The following is an 18,489-nucleotide window of genomic DNA, read 5'->3' on the forward strand; positions in this document are numbered from 1 at the left end:
CCAACCAACCGGGAAACCGCGACCGCCACGCTGTCCACGAAGGGAAGCGCACGACATGAAGGTCCCGACCCGCATCACCGACGGCCCAGAGCGCCTGGTAGCGGCGCCTGCTCCACCCGGCCCAAGGCCGATGCGAAGTCGGTGCGCCGGTGGCGGCGCAGGCTGGCCGACGAGCGGGAGGAGGCCGAGGTCTACCGGGAGCTCGCCGCCCGCCGCACCGGCGAGGAGCGCGAGATCCTGCTCGGCCTGGCCGAAGCGGAGGAGCGCCACGCCGCGCACTGGGAGGAGCTGCTCGGCGACGAGGCGGGGCCGAAGCAACGCGGCCGGTTCCGGATGCGCCTGCTGGTGTTCCTCGCCCGCCGGTTCGGTTCGGTCTTCGTGCTCGCCCTCGCCCAGCGCGCGGAGAGCCGTTCGCCGTACGAGTCCGACCGCGACGCGTCCCCGGCGATGGCCGCCGACGAGCAGATCCACGAGGAGGTCGTGCGCGCCCTCGCCGCTCGAGGCCGGGCCCGCGTGTCGGGAACCTTCCGCGCCGCGGTGTTCGGCGCGAACGACGGCTTGGTGAGCAACTTGGCGCTGGTGCTCGGCGTGATCGGCGGCAACGTCCCGACCCACACCGTCCTGCTGACCGGTTTGGCCGGTCTGCTCGCCGGCGCGCTGTCGATGGGCGCGGGGGAGTACATCTCGGTGCGCTCGCAGCGGGAGCTGCTGGCCGCGGCCTCGCCGAACCCGGAGACCCGCGCAGTGGTGCCCTACCTCGACGTCGACGCCAACGAGCTCGCACTGGTCTACCGGGCCAGGGGCATGTCCGAGGACGAGGCGCAGCGCCGCGCGGATGCCTTGCTGCGCGACCCGAAACCGGTGGTGCCGCAGGCCGACGAGAAGTCCGCTGACCACGAGATCGTCGGCACCGGGATCAACGCGGCCGTGTCCAGCTTCGTCTTCTTCGCCTCCGGCGCGCTGATCCCGGTCCTGCCGTTCCTCTTCGGCATGTCCGGCGGACCGGCGGTGCTGGTGGCGGTCGTGCTCGTCGGCCTCGCGCTGATGCTCACCGGCGCGACCGTCGGGGTGCTCTCCGGTGCTGCGCCGCTGCCCCGCGCGCTGCGGCAGCTCGGCATCGGCGCTGGTGCAGCGGCCGTCACCTACGTGCTCGGCCTGGTGTTCGGCGCGACCGTGGGTTGATCAGTCCGAAGTGGTCCCGTCGAGCTCGAACTCGGCGCGGCGGCGACCGGGGACCGATTGTGCCCCGCGTGCGCGGTGGGGGAAGCTGACCGGGTGAGCAATGTGGAACAGGATCCGGCCGAACTGCGCTGCGGCGGCGTGGCGACCGCCGCCGAACCGGAGTCCGAACTGCTGGAGCCGCGCACCGTCCCGCTGGGCGGGCCGCGGGCGATGATGGTCGGGCGCACGCTGCCCAACCGCGACCGGCGCATGGTCGGCGCCTGGTGCTTCGCCGACTTCTACGGCCCGGCCGACATCGCAGGCCAGCCGGGCATGCAGGTCCCGCCGCACCCGCACACCGGGCTGCAGACGGTCAGCTGGCTGCTGGAGGGCGAGGTGCTGCACCGCGACAGCCTCGCCAACGAGCAGCTGGTGTGCCCGGGCGAGCTGAACCTGATGACCGCGGGCCGGGGCATCTCGCACTCCGAGGAGTCCCCGGCGGGCCACGGCCCGGTGCTGCACGGGGCGCAGCTGTGGGTCGCGCTGCCCGGGGAGCAGCGCGACGTCGCACCGCACTTCGAGCACCACGGTGACCTGCCGGTGCTGTCCACGGCGGACGGCTCGGTGACCGTGCTGATGGGCGCGCTCGACGAGGCGGTTTCACCGGCGCGCACCTACACGCCGCTGATGGGTGCCGAGATCTCGATCAACGCAGGTCGGGCCATGCGACTGCCGCTGGAGGCCGATTTCGAGCACGCCGTGCTGGCGATGTCGGACGGGATCTCCGTCGACGGTCGACCGGTCCGCGTCGGCGACATGCTCTACCTCGGACGAGGTCGCGAGCAGGTCGAGCTGCGCGCCGACGTGTCCGGGCGGGCGCTGCTGATGGGCGGTGTTCCGTTCGAGGAGCAGATCGTCATGTGGTGGAACTTCGTCGGCCGCTCCCACGAGGAAGTGGTCCGAGCGCGGGAGGACTGGGAGCAGGGGCGCGTTGCCGGCGCTTCGGACGGCCGCTTCGGCGTCGTGCACGGCTACCCCGAGCCCGCGCTGCCCGCCCCGGCGCTGCCCAACGCCGAGCTGCGCGCTCGCGGGCGGACCCGCAAGCCGAGCTGACCCGTGATCAGCATCTCCCGGATCGGCCGTATTAAGTTAGCCTAACCTTTGTTACTGTCCCGGGTGTCGTCCTGCTGCCTGGTTGAGGAGGGACGTGGCTGCCGACACCCTGGCCCCCTACGGGCCGAAGCGCGGTCGACCGCTCGGCTTGGACTGGGTGGCGGTGCACCGGGACCGGCTGCGCTTCGGCGCCGATCCCGATTCGCACCGGATCCCGGAACTGCTCCTCGACCGCACGGCCCGGGGCCTGCTGTCCGAGGTGCGGCGGTGCGCGGACGCGGTCACCGGGGAGCACCTGCCGGTTCCGGTCCACCCGTGGCAGTTCGACCACGTGCTGCCGGTGCGCTTCGCCGCCGAGCTGGCCACCGGGGTGCTGGTTCCGCTGGTGCGCGGCATCGGCCGGTTCCGCCCCACCGCGTCGGCGCAGGTCCTGGCCGAGGTGGACGCCCGCTGCCGCGTCCGGCTGCCGCTGGACCTGCCGGACGAGCGCAACCCCGTTCTGCGGCAGCGGGTTTCACCGCCCGGCGCGCAGATCTGGTGCCGGTGGGGCGATCCGGACGATCGCGGTCGCGGTGACCAGCTGGGCGTGCAGGTGCTGGTCGACGCCGAACTCCCGGTGCCCGCGGCGGTGACCCCGCCGGGGTGACCGGCTGTCAACGGACGAGGTGCACGGTGTTGTCGTCCGGCGCGGGCACCTTGCCAACTTTCCTCGCGGTGCTCGGTGGTCGAGACTCGGTGCTTCCGGCCGCGAGCGAGGGGAGACCCGGATGGCGGAGTTGGCCGATCTCTCGGCGGTGGACCTGGTTTCGGCCTACCGGTCGGGGGAGACCTCACCGGTGGAGGTCCTCGACGCCGTGCTGGAACGCGTCGAGACCTGCGAACCGAAGCTGTGCGCGACCTACGCGCTCGACGCCGACGCGGCGCGCTCCGAGGCCCTCGCCTCGCAGGAGCGCTGGCGCCGCGGTGCACCGGCGGGCCCGGTCGACGGCGTGCCGGTGACGGTCAAGGAGAACATCGCCACCAAGGGCACCCCGGTACCGCTGGGCACTGCGGCCACCGAGCTCGTCGCGGCGCGGAACGACGCACCAGCAGTCGCTCGGCTGCGCGAGAGCGGCGCCGTGATCTTCACCAAGACCACCATGCCCGACTACGGCATGCTGTCCTCCGGCGCGTCCAGCTTCCACCACCTGGCCCGGAATCCGTGGGATCTCAGCCGGACTCCGGGCGGGTCCAGCGCCGGGGCGGGCGCTGCCGCCGCAGCGGGTTACGGGCCGCTGCACGTGGGCACCGACATCGGCGGTTCGATCCGGCTGCCCGCCGGGTGGTGCGGGGTGGTCGGGCTCAAACCCAGCTTCGGCCGGATCCCGGTCGACCCGCCCTACGCCGGGCGCGTGATCGGGCCGATGACCCGCACGGTCACCGACACCGCGCTGCTGTCCTCGGTGCTGGCGGCGCCGGATGCCCGCGACCACACGGCGCTGCCCCCGGCCGATCTCGACTGGCTGGCCCTGGACGGCGAGGTGCGCGGGCTGCGCATCGCCCTGCTCCTGGACCACCAGGTGGGGCTGCCCGTCGACCCCGAGGTCACCGCGGCGGTCGTGGCCGCGGCGCACCTGCTCGAGTCGGCCGGTGCGTCGGTGGAGCCGATCGATCCGTTCCTGTCCCGCGAGATGCTCGACGGCATGGACCTGTTCTGGCGGTTCCGGTCCTGGACGGACATCTCGGCGCTGCCCGCCGAACGACGCGCGCGGGTCCTGCCGGGCATCGCGCAGTGGGCCACCAGCGCGCGCGACGCCACGGCCGCGCAGGTGTTCCACGGCTACAGCCAGATGGACGCGATCTCGGTGGCCGCCAACCGGGTCGTCCGCGACTTCGACCACGTGCTGTCGCCGGTCGCTCCGATCCCCGCGTTCCCGGCCGAGCAGGCGTACCCGACCGGCGACCCGCTGCGCGGCCTGGAGCACATCGCGTTCACCTTGCCCTACAACATGTCCGGGCAGCCCGCGGTGTCGGTCAACTGCGGCTGGACCGCGGACGGCCTGCCGATCGGCCTGCAGATCGCGGGGCGGCGCTTCGACGACCTCGGCGTGCTCCGCCTGGCCCGGGCCTACGAGCGGCTGCGCCCGGCGCAGCGGCCCTGGCCGCAGCTGTGATCAGCGCATGATCTCGGCGAAGCGGTCGACCCCGACGTTGCCGCCGGAGATCACCACGCCCACCCGAGGTGCGGTGATCCGCCCGGCGAGCAGCGCCGCGATGCCCACCGCACCGCTGGGTTCGACCACCAGCTTCAGCCGTTCGAAGGCCAGCCGCATCGCCGCGCGGATCTCGTCCTCGGAGACCACGGCGATCTCGTCGACCAGCCGCTGGTTGACGGAGAACGTCAGCTCACCGGGAACAGCGGCGGTCAGCCCGTCGGCGATGCTGCGCGGCACCGGGATCGTCACCCGCTCGCCGGCCGCGAGCGATTGCCTCGTGTCGTCGGCGGTTTCGGGTTCGACGCCGATCACGCGGATCTCCGGGTGCAGCGCCTTGGCCGCCGTGGAGCACCCGGCGATCAGCCCGCCGCCGCCGACCGGCACCACCAGCGCGTCCAGCGGTCCGGTCTCGGTCAGCAGCTCCAGCGCCGCGGTGCCCTGCCCGGCCATGATGTGCGCGTTCTCGTAGGGCGGGATCAGCGCGAGCCCGCGCTCACCGGCGAGCTTCCGGCCGAGTTCCTCGCGGTTCTCGGTGTAGCGGTCGAAGGTGATGACTTCCGCGCCGTAGCCGCGGGTGGCGTCGAGCTTCGCCGCAGGTGCGTCCGCGGGCATCAGGATCACCGCCTTCGCGCCGAGCAACCGGCACGCCAGGGCGACGGCCTGTGCGTGGTTGCCGGAGGAGTAGGCCACGACACCGCGCTGCAGCTGCTCCTGGTCCAGGCGGGAGATCGCGTTGTAGGCGCCGCGGAATTTGAACGCGCCCATCCGCTGGAAGTTCTCGCACTTGAGGAAGACCTCGGCGCCGACCAGCTCGTCCAGCGTGCTGGAGGTGAGCACCGGGGTGCGGTGCGCGATGCCCTCCAACCGGTCAGCCGCGTCTTCGACGTCCGCGAAGCTCACGATCTCGTCCACAGCGCTCCTCCCGTCGACTGCCGCTGATCGTAATCACCAGCTGCGCGGGTCTCCGCCCCATCGCTGCGGAATCCCGGCGGTGGCCAGATCGATGGCCTGCTCGACGAGTTCGACCATCCGCCCCACTTCGCGGCTCGGATCGGCGCAGGTGGTCTCCAGTCCGATGCGGAACGCGCCCCACACCGCGCCGACGAGCACCCGGGGGCGCATGTCCTCGGCGAGGTCCAGGCCTTGCCGCTTCGCGATCTCGGCGGTCAGCCGTTCTTCGGTGCCAGCGGCCCGGCGGAGGTTGCCGGCGAGCAGCGCCGGGGTTTTGTTGATCAGGTGCTGGGTGCTCAGGAACCGCTGGACGCCGGAGTCGGCGGCGGATTCGTGGAGCACGTCCAGCAAGGCGTGCCGCAGCGAGATCAGCGGCGGTTCGTCGGCGGGCCGGGCGGCCAGGGCGTCCAGCACGAGTTCGTCGAACTCGACGCCCTTGGCCAGTGCGACGTCCTCCTTGCCGGCGAAGTAGCGGAAGAAGGTGCGCGACGAGACCTCCACGGCGGCGGCGATCTCGTCGATGGTGGTGGCTTCGTAGCCGTTGGCGAGGAACAGGTCCAAGCCAGCGTCGATCAGGGCCGCGCGGGTGCGCTGCTTCTTGCGGGCGCGTAGGCCACCCTGGTCGTTCGGGGAGTTCATGCGGTCCATTCTGCCATTTCGACAGGGCAAGACATAAGTCACCAGCCGACAATTGGCAGTCGCTGACATTTTCGGTATCGTCGGCGGCGACCCCGTCTCGCAGAGGAGAACCGATGAGCAAGGGCCTGGAGATCCGCCTGGCGTCGCGCCCGAAGGGCTGGCCGACCCCGGACAACTTCGACGTCGTCGAGGTCGACGCGCCGCAGCCCGGCGACGGGCAGCTGCTGGTGCGCAACGTGGTGATGAGCGTCGACCCGTACATGCGGGGCCGGATGAACGAGGGCAAGTCCTACGTGCCGCCCTTCGAGGTCGGCAAGGCGATGCAGGGCGGCGCGGTGGGCGAGGTCGTCACCGCCAACGCCGAGGGCTTCCAGCCCGGCGACTTCGTGCTGCACGACCTCGGCTGGCGCGATTACGCCGTGGTCAACGCCAAGCGCGCCGTCAAGGTGGACCCGCAGGCGGCGCCGCTGAACGCCTACCTCTACGCCCTCGGCATGCCGGGCATGACCGCCTACGTGGGCCTGGTCGACGTGGCGAAGCAGAAGGAGGGCGATGTCGTGTTCGTCTCCGGTGCGGCGGGTGCGGTCGGCTCGCTGGTCGGGCAGATCGCCAAGCTGCGCGGCGCCGCCAAGGTGATCGGCAGCGCCGGGTCGGCGGAGAAGGTCCGCTACCTCACCGAAGAGGTCGGCTTCGACGCGGCGTTCAACTACCACGACGGTCCGGTCGTCGATCAGCTGCGCGCGGCCGCACCGGACGGCATCGACGTCTACTTCGACAACGTCGGCGGCGAACACCTGGAAGCGGCGATCGACGTGCTCAACGACTTCGGCCGGGTCGCCGAGTGCGGCATGATCTCGCAGTACAACAACACCAAGCCCGAGCCCGGACCGAACAACATGTTCAAGCTGGTCTCCAAGCGCCTGCGGCTCGAGGGCTTCATCGTCGGCGACCGCGCGCACCTCAAGGACCAGTTCTTCGCCGAGGTCGGCGGCTGGCTGCGCGACGGCAAGATCAGCTACCGGGAGACGGTGGTGGACGGCCTGCGCAACGCCCCGGACGCCTTCCTGGGCATGCTCCGCGGTGAGAACACCGGCAAGATGCTGGTGAAGATCGCCTGAGAGCCTGCTCTCGAACTCCTTCTCGCGAGCGGATCACCGGCCGGCGATGAGCGCTTCGATCCCGTCGAGGATGCGTTCCAGGCCGAATTCGAAGGCGTGCTCGGGATCGTGCGCCGAGCCGTGCGCTTCGCCGGCGGCCGAACCCACGCGGGACGCGGTCGGGTAGCGCTGCGGGTCCATCAGCTGACCGAGCAGTGGCGCGTGCGCGTTCCACCACTGCTCGTCGGTCATCCCGCTGCGCTGCTCGGTCTGCGTCGCCTCCATCGCCCGGCGGGCCGCCGCCTCGGCGTGGCCGAGCACCAGGCTCAGCGTGGCGTCCACCTCGACGTCGGTGAGGCCGAGGCCGGTGAGCGCGGTGAGCTCGTAGTCGTACTTCGCGATGGCGTTCGGGCCCAGCACCGCGCGCCCGGTCGCGACCTGCAGCATCCACGGGTGCCGGTGGTAGAGCGCCCAGTTCTCCTGCGCGATCTGGGTGAGCCGGTCCCGCCAGCCGGTCGTGCCGGGTTCGGGGCGCGCCGTTTCGCCGTAGGCGGTGTCGAGCATGACGTCGATCAGCTCGGCCTTGCCCGGCACGTAGGTGTAGAGCGACATGGTGCCGACCCCCAGGTGGTCGGCCACCTTGCGCATGGACAGCGCCGCGAGCCCGTCCGCGTCGGCGATCTCGATCCCGGCGCGCACGATCCGGTCCACGCCCAGGTCGGAGCGCCCCCGGCGACCGCTGCTCGGCCCGTCCTGGGTCCGCCACAGCAGCGCCAGGCTGCGCACCGGATCGCCACCACCGCTGTACTCGGTCGCCATCGCACCCGCCTCCGTACTCCGTACGCCTGAATCGTAGGAGTGCGCGGCGGGGCTTCCGGCACGGCCCCCGCGGGCATCCGATGTGGACGGTGGTCAGTCGCCGGGGTGGCTGCGCAGCCAGTCGCCCCAGGTGATCCGTCCGCGTCGACCGTCCGGGCAGGTCATGTCGGTGGCGATGCGCCGCAACCGCCCAGGTGCGGGCACTTCGAAGACCTTGCGGTGCTTGTCGCGGACCTCCTGCCAGGTGCGCAGCGCATCGCCGAGCGTCAGCACCTCGGGGCCGCCGAAGTCCTCCCGCAGGCCGCCGGGTCCCTGACCGATGCATTCGGCGAGGTACTCCGCGAAGTCCCGGACGTCGACCGGCTGCGTCGGCAGCGACGCGGGCAGCGGCAGGAACGGCATCCGCGCGGCGCGGTTGAACATCCGATCGAGCAGCCAGTGGAACTGGGTGGCCCGCACCGTGGACCAGGGCACGTCGGAGACGCTCACCAGCTCTTCGGCGGTGTGCTTCAACCGCAGGTACGGCAGGGCAGGCCGGTCCACGCCGACGATGGAGACGTACAGGAAGTGCCGCGCGCCGGCCGTCGCCGCTTCCTCCAGCAACCGGCTGGTGCCGTCGACGTCCACATCGGGCGGGCTGCGCCAGAAGTCGACCGGGTGCAGGAATCCGCGCTGCGCGGCGGGGGAGGAGGTGGCCGCGTGCACGACGGTCTGCGCACCGGCGAGCAGTTCGGGCACGCCCGCACCGGTGGCCAGGTCGCCCTGCACCCACTCCACCTCGGGATCGGTGCCGGGGCGGCGGGTGAGGACCCTAACCTGGTGCTCGGGCTTGAGCAGGCGCACCAGTTCGCGCCCGAGGTGCCCGGTCCCGCCGGTGATCGCGATTACGTCCATGGCGACACCCCCTGGGATCGACTGTCCCACCGCCCGCCGCGGATCGCGACGTTTAACGGTTCAGGAGCGGCCCGGTGATGCCGTCGACGACCTCGCCGATGCGCGGCAGCAGCCGCGGGCGTTCGGGCTCGGAGCTGGACGGCGGTTGGGTCTCCGTCGGGGGCGCGGTTTCGGTCGGGTCCTCCGACGGCGGTTCGCTGGTCTCCACGGGGGGAGTGGTCTCGGTCGGCGCCGAGGTCACCGCGGGCGCCGACTTGCTCGTCGTCTCCACCGCCGTCTTGGGAGCCTCGGTGGTCCGGACCGGCTCGGGTTTCGGGGCGGCGGTGCGCGTGGGCCGGCTGGTGGTCTCTGGAGCGTGCGGCGCAGCTTCGACGGTTGCGACCGGTTCGGGCTCCGCGATGTGCAGCTTCGGCGCGGTCGAGGTGGCCTCGGCGGGCAGGAACTGGGCAGCCGGGGCTGGGGCCGGGGCAGGTGCTGCGACCGGGGCGGCGGCGGTGCCGTGGTGCGCGCTGCTGACCGCGATCGCGGTCACGAACACCGCGACGGCGTAGCCGAGCAAGCGCGGGGGAGTCCTGCGGTACCACGTCTTGGGTTGCGCCCGCCGGTGACGTCCTCGCCCGCGGATCGGAGGCAACGACGAACTGCCCACTGGTTGTCACCCCAACTGGTCGGTCGACACGGTTCCGCCGCATCACTCGAACGGGTGATGCGGTCGGTCGCACCCTACGTGACCGCTGATCGGCGTCGCCAGCCCCCGGTCAAGATCATCACTGGTCAGCGGATCGGAAGGGGGCGTTCGGCCGGGTATGTTGCCGATCATCGACGACCGTGAGGGGTGCGCGTGGAACTGCTCGAAAACGCCCTCGACGTCCTGCCCGCCGACCGCACCGCGGCCACGCTGGTCGGACGGCTGCACGATCCCGACGAGGGCGGACCCGCCGTGGTCGCGGTCCGGGGCGACCAACTCGTGGATCTCACCGCCGTGGCCCCGACCCTCTCCGACCTGCTGGAACGGCCCGACGCGGTGGACCTGGCCCGATCGGCGCCGGGCCGCAAGAGCTGGCCGCTGGCGCCGGTGCTCGCCGAAACCCTCGGCGGTGGCAGCGGGGCGCGACTGCTGGCGCCTGCCGACCTGCAGGTCCTCAAAGCCGCCGGGGTGACCTTCGTCAAGAGCATGCTGGAACGGGTCATCGAAGAGCGCGCCGGTGGTGATGCCGCGCGTGCGGCCGAAACCCGGGTCCAGGTCGAGCGGGCCATCGGCGGTGCGCTCGCCGCGGTGGTCCCCGGCTCCGAGGAGGCGCGAGCGGTCAAGGAGGTGCTGGTCCGCGACGGGCTGTGGTCGCAGTACCTGGAGGTCGGCCTCGGCCCGGACCCGGAGATCTTCACCAAGGCGCCGCTGCTGGCCGCGGTCGGCGTCGGCGCCGAGGTCGGCATCGCGGGCGGATCGGAGTGGAACAACCCCGAGCCCGAGGTGGCGCTGGCGATCCGCTCCGACGGCCGGATCATCGGCGCAACGCTCGGCAATGACGTCAACCTCCGCGACGTGGAGGGACGCAGCGCGCTGCTGCTGCCCAAGGCCAAGGACAACAACGCCTCGGCCGCTCTCGGACCGTTCCTGCGGCTGTTCGACGGCTCGTTCGGGCTCGACGACGTGCGCGCCTTGGAGGTGCGCCTGGAAGTCGTCGGCGAGGACGGCTTCGTGCTGGACGGGGCCAGCTCGATGCGCGAGATCAGCCGCGACCCGGAGCAGCTGGCCCGCGCTGCGGTCGGCCCCCATCACCAATACCCGGACGGCCTGATCCTCTACACCGGCACGATGTTCGCGCCCACCGAGGACCGCGGCGCGCCCGGCGCGGGATTCACCCACCGCATCGGCGACGTGGTCCGCATCTCGGCTCCCGGGCTGGGCACCCTGGTCAACCGGGTGGCCCGCTCCGAGGACTGTCCGCAGTGGACGTTCGGGGTGCGGGCGCTGATCGCCGACCTCGCCCGGCGCGGCCTGCTGTGACGGCGAAGGCCCGGCCGGGAGCACCCGACCGGGCCTTCGTCCACTTCGGACGTCTCAGCGATGGCTGGGAGTCCGCACCGCCCGCTTCAGCTGGGCCACCACGTCCTTGAAGTTCCGGCGCTCGGCCGAACCCTTCCCGTCGAACGCGTCGGTGAACATCACCGCACCCAAGATCACGACCAACAGCAGCGCCACCACGACCACGAACACGTCACTCACCCCTTCTGCCATGAACATCGGTCCCCGACCGCTTTCGTTACCGGTGTGACGCACTTCGGCGCCAGGTGTGACGCGGAGCCGATCGCCGGGTGCGGGAAGCGAGGTGTCTAGGATTCGGCGGCGAGGACGGAGCCGCGAAACGGCGGATCCGGTCGAACCCCGCGAAGACTAGCCTGGAGACCATGGCGACCAATCGACCCAATCCAGCGCAATGGGTCTGGTACGCCTTCGGTGGCAGGCTTCCGGACCGCTGCGCCGAGTGGGTGCTGCACGACGTCACCTGCCGCACCTGGGTGCTGCGCCACGTCCTGCGCGCGCTGACCCAGCTGGCGCCGTTCTGCTTGCTGGTGCTGCTGCCCGGCCCGCTGGACATCCGGGTGAGCGCGATCGCGCTCGGTCTGATGGTCGGTCTGTTCTACTCGCTCTGCTACATGGGGGAGACCGCCGAGCACCGGTCGATCAAGCACGGGTTCCCGCCGGGAGTGGCGCGCGAAACCCGGGAACTGCGCCGGGACGTCCAGCGCGCGGCCCGGCACGGCATCGGTTACCGCCCCTGGTGGGAGTAGCGCCGGATGCGCGAAGCACCGCTCGAGGCCGCGCTGGCCGAGGCCGAGGTCGCCGTGCACTGGACCGATCGTGCCGATCGACCGTCGCCGCGCGAACCCCTGACCGGTGACGATCGCGCGGACCTGGTGGTCGTCGGTGGCGGGTTCACCGGGCTGTGGGCGGCGATCGAGGCCAAGCAGCGGCGCCCCGCGCTGGACGTGCTGCTGCTGGAAGCCCAGCGGCTCGGACATGGTGGCAGCGGCCGCAACGGCGGATTCCTGTCGGAGTCCCTGACCCACGGCCTCGCCCACGGCGCGCTGCACTGGCCGTCCGAGCTCGACCGGCTGGTCGAGCTCGGACGGGAGAACCTGCTGGCGATCGAGGAGTTCGTCCGGGAGCAGGGCATCGACGCCGATCTGAGGCTGTGCGGCAAGACCAGCGTCGCCACCGAGCCGCACGAGGTCACCGAGCTCAGCGAGGAAGCCGCGCTGTACCGGGAGCACGGGATGACCGCGCGCTTCCTGGGTGCCGGGGGAGTCCGCGCGGACGTCGACTCGCCGACCTACCGCGCGGGGATCCGGCTGCCCGACGCCGGCGGTCTGGTCGACCCGGCGCGCCTGACCTGGGGCCTGGCCGATGCAGCGCAACGCCTCGGCGTGCGCGTGCACGAGAGCAGCCCGGTGCGCGGCGTGCGCGAGCGCGGCGGCGAGGTCCGGCTGCGAACGCCCCGAGCAGAGGTCCGCGCCAACGGCGTCGTGCTGGGCACCAACGCATTCCGCGCCCCGCTGCGCACGATCCGCAGGCGCGTGCTGCCGATCTGGGACTACGTGCTGGTGACCGAACCGCTGTCCGAGCAGCAGTGGGCGGAGCTGGGCTGGCGCGACCGCCAAGGCATCACCGACAGCGCCAACCGCTTCCACTACTACCGCCCGACCCCGGACGGCCGGATCCTGTGGGGCGGCTACGACGCGGTGTACTACTTCGGCGGCCGCACCGACCAGTCCCTGGCCGGCCACGACGCGGCGCACCGCCAGCTGGCGCGGAACTTCTTCCGCACCTTCCCGCAGCTGGAGGGGGTGCGGTTCACCCACCGCTGGGGCGGCCCGATCGACTCCACGACCCGGTTCACCCCGCTGATCGGTCGCACCGGCCGGATCGCCTACGCCGTCGGCTACACCGGGCTCGGCGTCGCCGCGTCCCGCTTCGGCGCGCGAACCGCGCTGGACCTGCTGTGGTCCGAGGACACCGAGCGCACCCGCCTGGAGCTGGTGCGGCGCAAGCCGATGCCCTTCCCGCCGGAACCGCTGCGCTGGCCGCTGGTCCAGCTGACGCGCCGGGCCCTGGCGCGCGCCGACGAGAACGCGGGCCGCCGGGGCCGCTGGCTGAGCTTCCTCGACCGCCGCGGCATCGGTCTGGGAAGCTGAAACTGCTTCATAAACAAGATCGTCCGTGCGAGCGTGGGGCCATGGAATACGCGGAATACCGGCGTTTCGACGCCGTGGGGTTGGCCGAACTCGTCAGCAGCGGCGAGGTCGCGCCGGGTGAGCTGCTCGAGACGGCGATCGAGCGCGCCGAGAAGGTCAACGGCCGGATCAACGCGATCGTGCGGCCGATGTTCGACATCGCCCGGGAACGGGCGGCGCAGCCGCTGACGGGCGCGCTCGCCGGGGTCCCGTTCCTGATCAAGGACCTGCACCAGGACTACGCCGGAGTCCGCACCGGCGGCGGATCCCGGTCCACCCGCAACCACACGGCCACCCGGCACAGCGCGACCGTCCAGCGCTGGCTGGACGCCGGTCTGGTGATCTTCGGGCGCACCAACACCCCCGAGCTGGGGGCGAAGGGGATCACCGAACCCGAGGTGAACGGCCCGACCCGCAACCCGTGGCACACCGACCACACGCCCGGTGGCTCGTCCGGCGGCGCGGCCGCCGCGGTCGCGGCCGGGGTGGTGCCGGTGGCCGGGGCCAGCGACGGCGGCGGTTCGATCCGCATCCCGGCGGGCAGCTGCGGACTGTTCGGGTTGAAACCGGGACGCGGCCTGGTCCCCGCCGGACCGGACCACGCCGAGCTGATGCACGGCGGCGCCACCGACGGAGTGATCTCCCGGACGGTGCGCGACACGGCGGTCATGCTCGACGTCCTGACCGCCCGGCCGGACCCCGGCGGCCCCTACCTCGCCGCCCGGCCGGACCTGCCCTACGCCGAGTTGGCCCGCCGCTCCCCGGGAAAACTGCGGATCGGGTTCACGTGCCGCTCGCCGCTGGGATTCCCGGTGAGCTCGCACGCGATCGCGGCGGTCGAGAACACCGCGGCCCTGCTGGCCGGGCTCGGCCACGACGTGGAGGAGGCCGAACCCGAGATCGACGGCCGCCAGCTGTCCCGCGACTTCCTCTCCACCTGGTACGTCCAGCTGGCCCAGGGCGTGGAGGCGCTCAAGCGCGAACTCGGCGCGGCGGACGAGGACTTCGAACTCGACACCAGGCTGCTCGCCGCCGGGGGACGCGAGACGAAGGCGACCGAGTACGTCGAGCTGCTCGGCCGGTGGAACGGCTACAGCCGCGCGCTCGCCGACTTCCACGACCGCTACGACCTGCTGCTGACGCCGACGCTGGGCCACCCGCCCGCGAGGATCGGTGAGCTCGAGATGTCCCCGGCCCTGCGCAAGGCGATCGAGCTGCTGCTGCGGGTTCGGCTGGCGGGCAAGGTGGTGCGCACCAAGGTCGTCAACGACGTGGTGCTGAAGAACCTGGAGAAGGTCCCCTTCACCCAGCTGGCGAACATCACCGGCCGACCGGCCATGAGCGTGCCGCTGCACACGACCCCGGAGGGCCTGCCGCTGGGCGTGCAGTTCGTCGGCGGCCTCGGCAGCGAACCGACGCTGCTGTCCTTGGCCACCCAGCTCGAGTCCGAACACCCGTGGGCCCACCTCGAGCCACCGCTCTGACACCGCATCCACAGTGGATCCTTGGGGGACCGCACAGCGATCGGATTGCTGCCTGGTGCGGTCAGCGGTACCGGCCGTTCGTCCGGGTTACCGGGCGGATGCCTGCCCGACATGCCGACGCTTCGCCTGTTCGAAGGAATTCGGGCGGCGGGGCGTCGGCGCGTTCCCGGCATCGGTGCATGCCCGGGGCGTGCGGCGGGCGCCGTTGGCCCGAACGGGAACACTGGGTAATCGTTCGATCATTGCGAGTGCTCAGCGCTGGTCATACCTTCGACGAACGGGCCGATCGGCTCGTCTGGGGGTGTCCTCCCTACCGAAGGGGTGCAGCGCAACCATGTCCAACATCGTTCGTGCGGCGCTGGTCCAGGCGAAGTGGACCGGGCACACCGGCTCGATGGTCGACCAGCACGAGGCGCACGCCCGCGCCGCCGCCGCGCAGGGCGCGAAGATCATCGGCTTCCAGGAGGTCTTCAACGCTCCGTACTTCTGCCAGGTGCAGGAGACCGAGCACTACCGGTGGGCCGAGGCGGTGCCGGACGGGCCGACCGTGCAGCGGATGTGCTCGCTGGCGCGGGAACTAGGCATGGTGCTGGTCGTCCCGGTCTACGAGGTCGACGGGCCGGGCTTCTACTACAACACCGCGGCCGTGATCGACGCCGACGGCAGCTACCTCGGCAAGTACCGCAAGCACCACCTGCCGCACCTGCCCGGGTTCTGGGAGAAGTACTACTTCCGCCCCGGCAACCTCGGCTGGCCGGTGTTCGACACCGCGGTCGGCCGGATCGGCGTCTACATCTGCTACGACCGGCACTTCCCGGAGGGCTGGCGGGCGCTCGGGCTGGCCGGTGCGCAGCTGGTCTACAACCCGTCGGCGACCAGCCGCGGGCTGTCGTCCTACCTGTGGAAGCTGGAGCAGCCCGCCGCGGCGGTGGCCAACGAGTACTTCATCGCGGCCATCAACCGGGTCGGCGTCGAGGAGTACGGCGACAACGACTTCTACGGCACCAGCTACTTCGTCGACCCCTACGGCCAGTTCGTCGGCGAACCGGCCAGCGGCACCGACGAAGAACTCGTGGTGCGCGACCTCGACTTCGACCTGATCGAGGAGGTCCGCCAGAAGTGGGCGTTCTACCGCGACCGGCGCCCCGACGCCTACCAACCGCTGACCGAGCCGTGAGGGGGAGCCGATGACGAGCACGCACGCAGAGCTGGCCAAGCGGCACCGCGCTGTGCTGCCGGAGTGGCTGGCGCTGTACTACGACGAACCCATCGACGTCGAGCGCGGCGAGGGCCGGCACGTCTGGGACGCCGAGGGGAACCGGTACCTGGACTTCTTCGGCGGCATCCTCACCACGATGACCGCGCACGCGCTCCCGGAGGTCACCGCTGCGGTCAGCGAGCAGGCGGGCAAGGTCCTGCACACCTCGACGCTCTACCTCAACCGGCCGATGGTCGAGCTGGCCGAACGGGTCGCGGAGCTGTCCGGCATCGACGACCCGCGGGTGTTCTTCACGACCAGCGGCACCGAGGCCAACGACACCGCGCTGCTGCTGGCCACCGGCTACCGCGGCTCGAACCAGGTGCTGGCGCTGCGCAACAGCTACCACGGCCGTTCGTTCTCGTCGATGGCGGTGACCGGCAACCGGACCTGGTCGCCGACGAGCCTGTCGCCCGTCCAGACCGCTTACGTGCACGGCAGCCGCCGGCGCGGCACACCACTCGCCGGCCTGCCCGACGAGGAGTTCACCGCCGCCTGCGTGGCCGACCTGGAGGACGTGCTCGGGCAGCTGCACGGCAACGTGGCGTGCCTGATCGCCGAGCCGATCCAGGGCGTCGGCGGGTTCGCAGTGCCGCCAGACGGGTTGTTCGCGCAATTCAAGGAGGTGCTCGACCGGCACGGCATCCTGTGGATCAGCGACGAGGTGCAGACCGGCTGGGGCCGCACCGGCGAGCACTTCTGGGGCTGGCAGGCGCACGACGCGGCCGGCCCGCCGGACATCGTCACCTTCGCCAAGGGCATCGGGAACGGCCTGTCGATCGGTGGCGTCATCGCCCGCGCCGAGGTCATGAACAGCGTCCGGGCCAATTCGATCTCGACCTTCGGCGGCAGCCCGATCACCGCGGCAGGCGCGCTGGCCAACCTCGACCACCTGATCGCGAACGACCTCCAGGGCAACGCCGCGCGCATCGGCGCGGTCCTGCGCGGCGAGCTCGACGGTGCGGTGGGGCGGATCCCCGCCGTGGCGGAGGTGCGGGGCAAGGGACTGATGATCGGCATCGAGCTCGTGCACACCGACGGCACACCTGCTCCGGAGCTGGCGGGTGAAGTGCTCGAGGAAGCGCGCCGCGGCGGTGTGCTGATCGGCAAGGGCGGGCTGGACGGCAACGTGCTGCGCATCGCGCCGCCGCTGAGCCTCACCGAACAAGAGGCGCGGGAAGGCGCCCGGATCCTGCTGGCAGCACTGGAGAAAGCGGGGCAGCGATGAGCCGGACGGTCATCCGCGGTGGCCTGGTGATCACCGCGACCGAGGAGATCCGCGCGGACGTGCTGGTCGAGGGCGAACAGGTCGCCGCGATCGCTGCGCCCGAGGTCGCCGAGCAGTGGGTGCCGGACGCCGACACCGTGCTCGACGCCGACGGCCACTACGTGATCCCGGGCGGGGTCGACGGGCACACCCACATGCAGATGCCCTTCGGTGGCACCTTCGCCTCGGACACCTTCGAAACGGGGACCAGAGCGGCGGCGTGGGGCGGCACCACCACCATCGTGGACTTCGCGATCCAGCCGGTGGGCGGATCGCTGCGCGAGGGGCTCGACGCCTGGCACGCCAAGGCCGATGGCCAATGCGCTATCGACTACGGCTTCCACATGATCCTCTCCGACGTCGGCGACGACGCGCTCAAGGAGATGGACGCGCTGGTCGCCGAGGGGATCACCAGCTTCAAGATGTTCATGGCCTACCCCGGCGTGTTCTACAGCGACGACGGGCAGATCCTGCGCGCCATGCAGCAGGCCGCCGACAACGGCGCGCTGACCATGATGCACGCCGAGAACGGCATCGCCATCGACGTGCTGGTGCAGCAGGCGCTGGCCGCGGGCCGCACCGATCCGAAGCACCACGGCCAGGTCCGCCACCCGCTGCTGGAAGCCGAAGCCACCCACCGGGCGATCCAGCTGTCCAAGGTGGCTGGTGCACCGCTCTACGTCGTGCACGTCTCGGCCGCTGAAGCGGTCGCCGAACTCTCCCGGGCAAGGGACGACGGGCTCAACGTCTTCGGCGAAACCTGCCCGCAGTACCTGTTCCTCAGCTTCGACGACCTGGCCCGGCCGGAGTTCGAGGGCGCGAAGTACGTCTGCTCGACACCGCTGCGTCCCGTCGAGCACCAGGCCGACCTGTGGCGAGCGCTGCGCACGAACGACCTGTCGGTGGTCTCCACCGACCACTGCCCGTTCTGCTTCAAGGACCAGAAGGAACTCGGGCTCGGGGACTTCTCCAAGATCCCCAACGGGATACCGGGTGTGGAGAACCGGGTCGACCTGCTGCACCAGGCGGTGGTCGACGGCCACATCAGCCGCCGCCGGTGGATCGAGCTCGCCTGCACCACCCCGGCGCGGATGTTCGGCCTGCACCCCCGCAAGGGGACCATCGCGCCCGGCGCCGACGCCGACATCGTCATCTACGACCCGAACCGCGAGCAGGTCCTGTCGGCGCAGACCCACCACATGAACGTCGACTACAACGCCTACGAGGGCAAGCCGGTCACCGGTGCGGTGCGCACGGTGCTGTCCCGCGGCCGCGTCGTCGTCGACGGCGGCGAGTACCTCGGGCAGGCCGGTCACGGCCGGTTCCAGCGCCGCGACACCTGCCAGTACCTGATCTGAGCCCGGAAAGGGGTCCA

18 protein-coding genes are annotated in these 18,489 nt (G+C 71.5%); 12 read left to right on the forward strand and 6 right to left on the reverse strand.

Going from position 1 to position 18,489, the window contains the following annotated elements; all coding sequences use genetic code 11:
• Positions 1-141 precede the first annotated feature (141 nt).
• From ABTZ89_RS10760 to ABTZ89_RS10775, 4 genes are all read left to right on the forward strand, one after another.
• Positions 142-1,182, forward strand: a complete 1,041-nt coding sequence (locus ABTZ89_RS10760) for a VIT1/CCC1 transporter family protein (RefSeq protein WP_351042847.1) — start codon at positions 142-144, stop codon at positions 1,180-1,182.
• 93 nt (positions 1,183-1,275) lie between these two features.
• Entirely contained in the window at positions 1,276-2,274 is a 999-nt protein-coding gene (locus ABTZ89_RS10765) for a pirin family protein (RefSeq protein ID WP_351042791.1), read from the forward strand.
• A gap of 82 nt (positions 2,275-2,356) precedes the next feature.
• Positions 2,357-2,920, forward strand: a complete 564-nt coding sequence (locus ABTZ89_RS10770; protein WP_351042794.1) for an IucA/IucC family protein — start codon at positions 2,357-2,359, stop codon at positions 2,918-2,920.
• Positions 2,921-3,041: 121 nt separating this feature from the next.
• A complete protein-coding gene (locus ABTZ89_RS10775; RefSeq protein ID WP_351042797.1) occupies positions 3,042-4,427 on the forward strand; it encodes an amidase in 1,386 nt (461 codons plus the stop codon).
• On the opposite strand, the gene ABTZ89_RS10780 is transcribed toward ABTZ89_RS10775, so the two are convergent.
• Both ABTZ89_RS10780 and ABTZ89_RS10785 read right to left on the reverse strand, forming a co-directional pair.
• Entirely contained in the window at positions 4,428-5,372 is a 945-nt protein-coding gene (locus tag ABTZ89_RS10780) for a threo-3-hydroxy-L-aspartate ammonia-lyase (protein ID WP_502949532.1), read from the reverse strand.
• 42 nt (positions 5,373-5,414) lie between these two features.
• Positions 5,415-6,059, reverse strand: coding sequence for a TetR family transcriptional regulator (locus tag ABTZ89_RS10785; protein WP_351042803.1), 645 nt, complete (start codon positions 6,057-6,059; stop codon positions 5,415-5,417).
• Between the two features lie 113 nt (positions 6,060-6,172).
• Between ABTZ89_RS10785 and ABTZ89_RS10790 the strand changes: the two genes are divergently transcribed.
• The gene (locus ABTZ89_RS10790) at positions 6,173-7,177 is read left to right on the forward strand and encodes an NADP-dependent oxidoreductase (RefSeq protein WP_270954340.1); all 1,005 of its coding nucleotides are present in this window, start codon (positions 6,173-6,175) and stop codon (positions 7,175-7,177) included.
• A 33-nt stretch (positions 7,178-7,210) separates the two neighbouring features.
• Here the strand turns inward: ABTZ89_RS10790 and ABTZ89_RS10795 are convergent, their stop codons facing one another.
• The 3 genes from ABTZ89_RS10795 to ABTZ89_RS10805 form a co-directional block, all read right to left on the reverse strand.
• A complete protein-coding gene (locus ABTZ89_RS10795) occupies positions 7,211-7,975 on the reverse strand; it encodes a TetR/AcrR family transcriptional regulator (RefSeq protein WP_351042806.1) in 765 nt (254 codons plus the stop codon).
• 93 nt (positions 7,976-8,068) lie between these two features.
• Complete coding sequence (locus ABTZ89_RS10800) at positions 8,069-8,869, reverse strand: SDR family oxidoreductase (protein ID WP_351042809.1); 801 nt, start codon at positions 8,867-8,869, stop codon at positions 8,069-8,071.
• 52 nt (positions 8,870-8,921) lie between these two features.
• A complete protein-coding gene (locus ABTZ89_RS10805; protein WP_351042812.1) occupies positions 8,922-9,428 on the reverse strand; it encodes a hypothetical protein in 507 nt (168 codons plus the stop codon).
• Positions 9,429-9,710: 282 nt separating this feature from the next.
• Between ABTZ89_RS10805 and ABTZ89_RS10810 the strand changes: the two genes are divergently transcribed.
• A complete protein-coding gene (locus tag ABTZ89_RS10810; RefSeq protein WP_351042815.1) occupies positions 9,711-10,877 on the forward strand; it encodes a fumarylacetoacetate hydrolase family protein in 1,167 nt (388 codons plus the stop codon).
• Between the two features lie 54 nt (positions 10,878-10,931).
• On the opposite strand, the gene ABTZ89_RS10815 is transcribed toward ABTZ89_RS10810, so the two are convergent.
• Complete coding sequence (locus ABTZ89_RS10815; RefSeq protein ID WP_270951703.1) at positions 10,932-11,108, reverse strand: hypothetical protein; 177 nt, start codon at positions 11,106-11,108, stop codon at positions 10,932-10,934.
• Between the two features lie 170 nt (positions 11,109-11,278).
• Here ABTZ89_RS10815 and ABTZ89_RS10820 point away from each other — a divergent pair, with 170 nt between their 5' ends.
• The 6 genes from ABTZ89_RS10820 to hydA all read left to right on the forward strand — a co-directional run bounded on the left by ABTZ89_RS10820 (position 11,279) and on the right by hydA (position 18,472).
• Positions 11,279-11,662, forward strand: coding sequence for a DUF5313 family protein (locus ABTZ89_RS10820; protein ID WP_270951702.1), 384 nt, complete (start codon positions 11,279-11,281; stop codon positions 11,660-11,662).
• A gap of 6 nt (positions 11,663-11,668) precedes the next feature.
• The gene (locus tag ABTZ89_RS10825; RefSeq protein WP_351042820.1) at positions 11,669-13,066 is read left to right on the forward strand and encodes an NAD(P)/FAD-dependent oxidoreductase; all 1,398 of its coding nucleotides are present in this window, start codon (positions 11,669-11,671) and stop codon (positions 13,064-13,066) included.
• 41 nt (positions 13,067-13,107) lie between these two features.
• Positions 13,108-14,589: an amidase gene (locus tag ABTZ89_RS10830; protein ID WP_351042823.1), complete on the forward strand. Its 1,482-nt coding sequence runs from the start codon at positions 13,108-13,110 to the stop codon at positions 14,587-14,589.
• Positions 14,590-14,923: 334 nt separating this feature from the next.
• A complete protein-coding gene (locus ABTZ89_RS10835) occupies positions 14,924-15,766 on the forward strand; it encodes a nitrilase-related carbon-nitrogen hydrolase (protein ID WP_270951699.1) in 843 nt (280 codons plus the stop codon).
• A gap of 10 nt (positions 15,767-15,776) precedes the next feature.
• Positions 15,777-17,075 carry an aspartate aminotransferase family protein gene (locus tag ABTZ89_RS10840; RefSeq protein WP_351042826.1) on the forward strand — a complete coding sequence of 433 codons (1,299 nt, stop codon included), beginning with the start codon at positions 15,777-15,779 and terminating at the stop codon, positions 17,073-17,075.
• The gene (gene hydA / locus ABTZ89_RS10845) at positions 17,072-18,472 is read left to right on the forward strand and encodes a dihydropyrimidinase (protein WP_270951697.1); all 1,401 of its coding nucleotides are present in this window, start codon (positions 17,072-17,074) and stop codon (positions 18,470-18,472) included. The genes ABTZ89_RS10840 and hydA overlap by 4 nt, the downstream gene beginning before the upstream one ends.
• Positions 18,473-18,489 lie beyond the last annotated feature (17 nt).

The organism is Saccharopolyspora sp. NPDC002686 (genome assembly GCF_040295745.1).
GTDB lineage: Bacteria > Actinomycetota > Actinomycetes > Mycobacteriales > Pseudonocardiaceae > Saccharopolyspora > Saccharopolyspora oryzae.

Coding starts and splice junctions, on each gene's coding strand:
- ABTZ89_RS10775 (WP_351042797.1), top strand. CDS start 3,042: ATGGCGGAGTTGGCCGATCTCTCGGCGGTGGACCTGGTTTCGGCCTAC.
- ABTZ89_RS10785 (WP_351042803.1), bottom strand. CDS start 6,059: ATGAACTCCCCGAACGACCAGGGTGGCCTACGCGCCCGCAAGAAGCAG.
- ABTZ89_RS10790 (WP_270954340.1), top strand. CDS start 6,173: ATGAGCAAGGGCCTGGAGATCCGCCTGGCGTCGCGCCCGAAGGGCTGG.
- ABTZ89_RS10795 (WP_351042806.1), bottom strand. CDS start 7,975: ATGGCGACCGAGTACAGCGGTGGTGGCGATCCGGTGCGCAGCCTGGCG.
- ABTZ89_RS10800 (WP_351042809.1), bottom strand. CDS start 8,869: ATGGACGTAATCGCGATCACCGGCGGGACCGGGCACCTCGGGCGCGAA.
- ABTZ89_RS10815 (WP_270951703.1), bottom strand. CDS start 11,108: ATGGCAGAAGGGGTGAGTGACGTGTTCGTGGTCGTGGTGGCGCTGCTG.
- ABTZ89_RS10820 (WP_270951702.1), top strand. CDS start 11,279: ATGGCGACCAATCGACCCAATCCAGCGCAATGGGTCTGGTACGCCTTC.
- ABTZ89_RS10825 (WP_351042820.1), top strand. CDS start 11,669: ATGCGCGAAGCACCGCTCGAGGCCGCGCTGGCCGAGGCCGAGGTCGCC.
- ABTZ89_RS10830 (WP_351042823.1), top strand. CDS start 13,108: ATGGAATACGCGGAATACCGGCGTTTCGACGCCGTGGGGTTGGCCGAA.
- ABTZ89_RS10835 (WP_270951699.1), top strand. CDS start 14,924: ATGTCCAACATCGTTCGTGCGGCGCTGGTCCAGGCGAAGTGGACCGGG.
- ABTZ89_RS10840 (WP_351042826.1), top strand. CDS start 15,777: ATGACGAGCACGCACGCAGAGCTGGCCAAGCGGCACCGCGCTGTGCTG.
- hydA (WP_270951697.1), top strand. CDS start 17,072: ATGAGCCGGACGGTCATCCGCGGTGGCCTGGTGATCACCGCGACCGAG.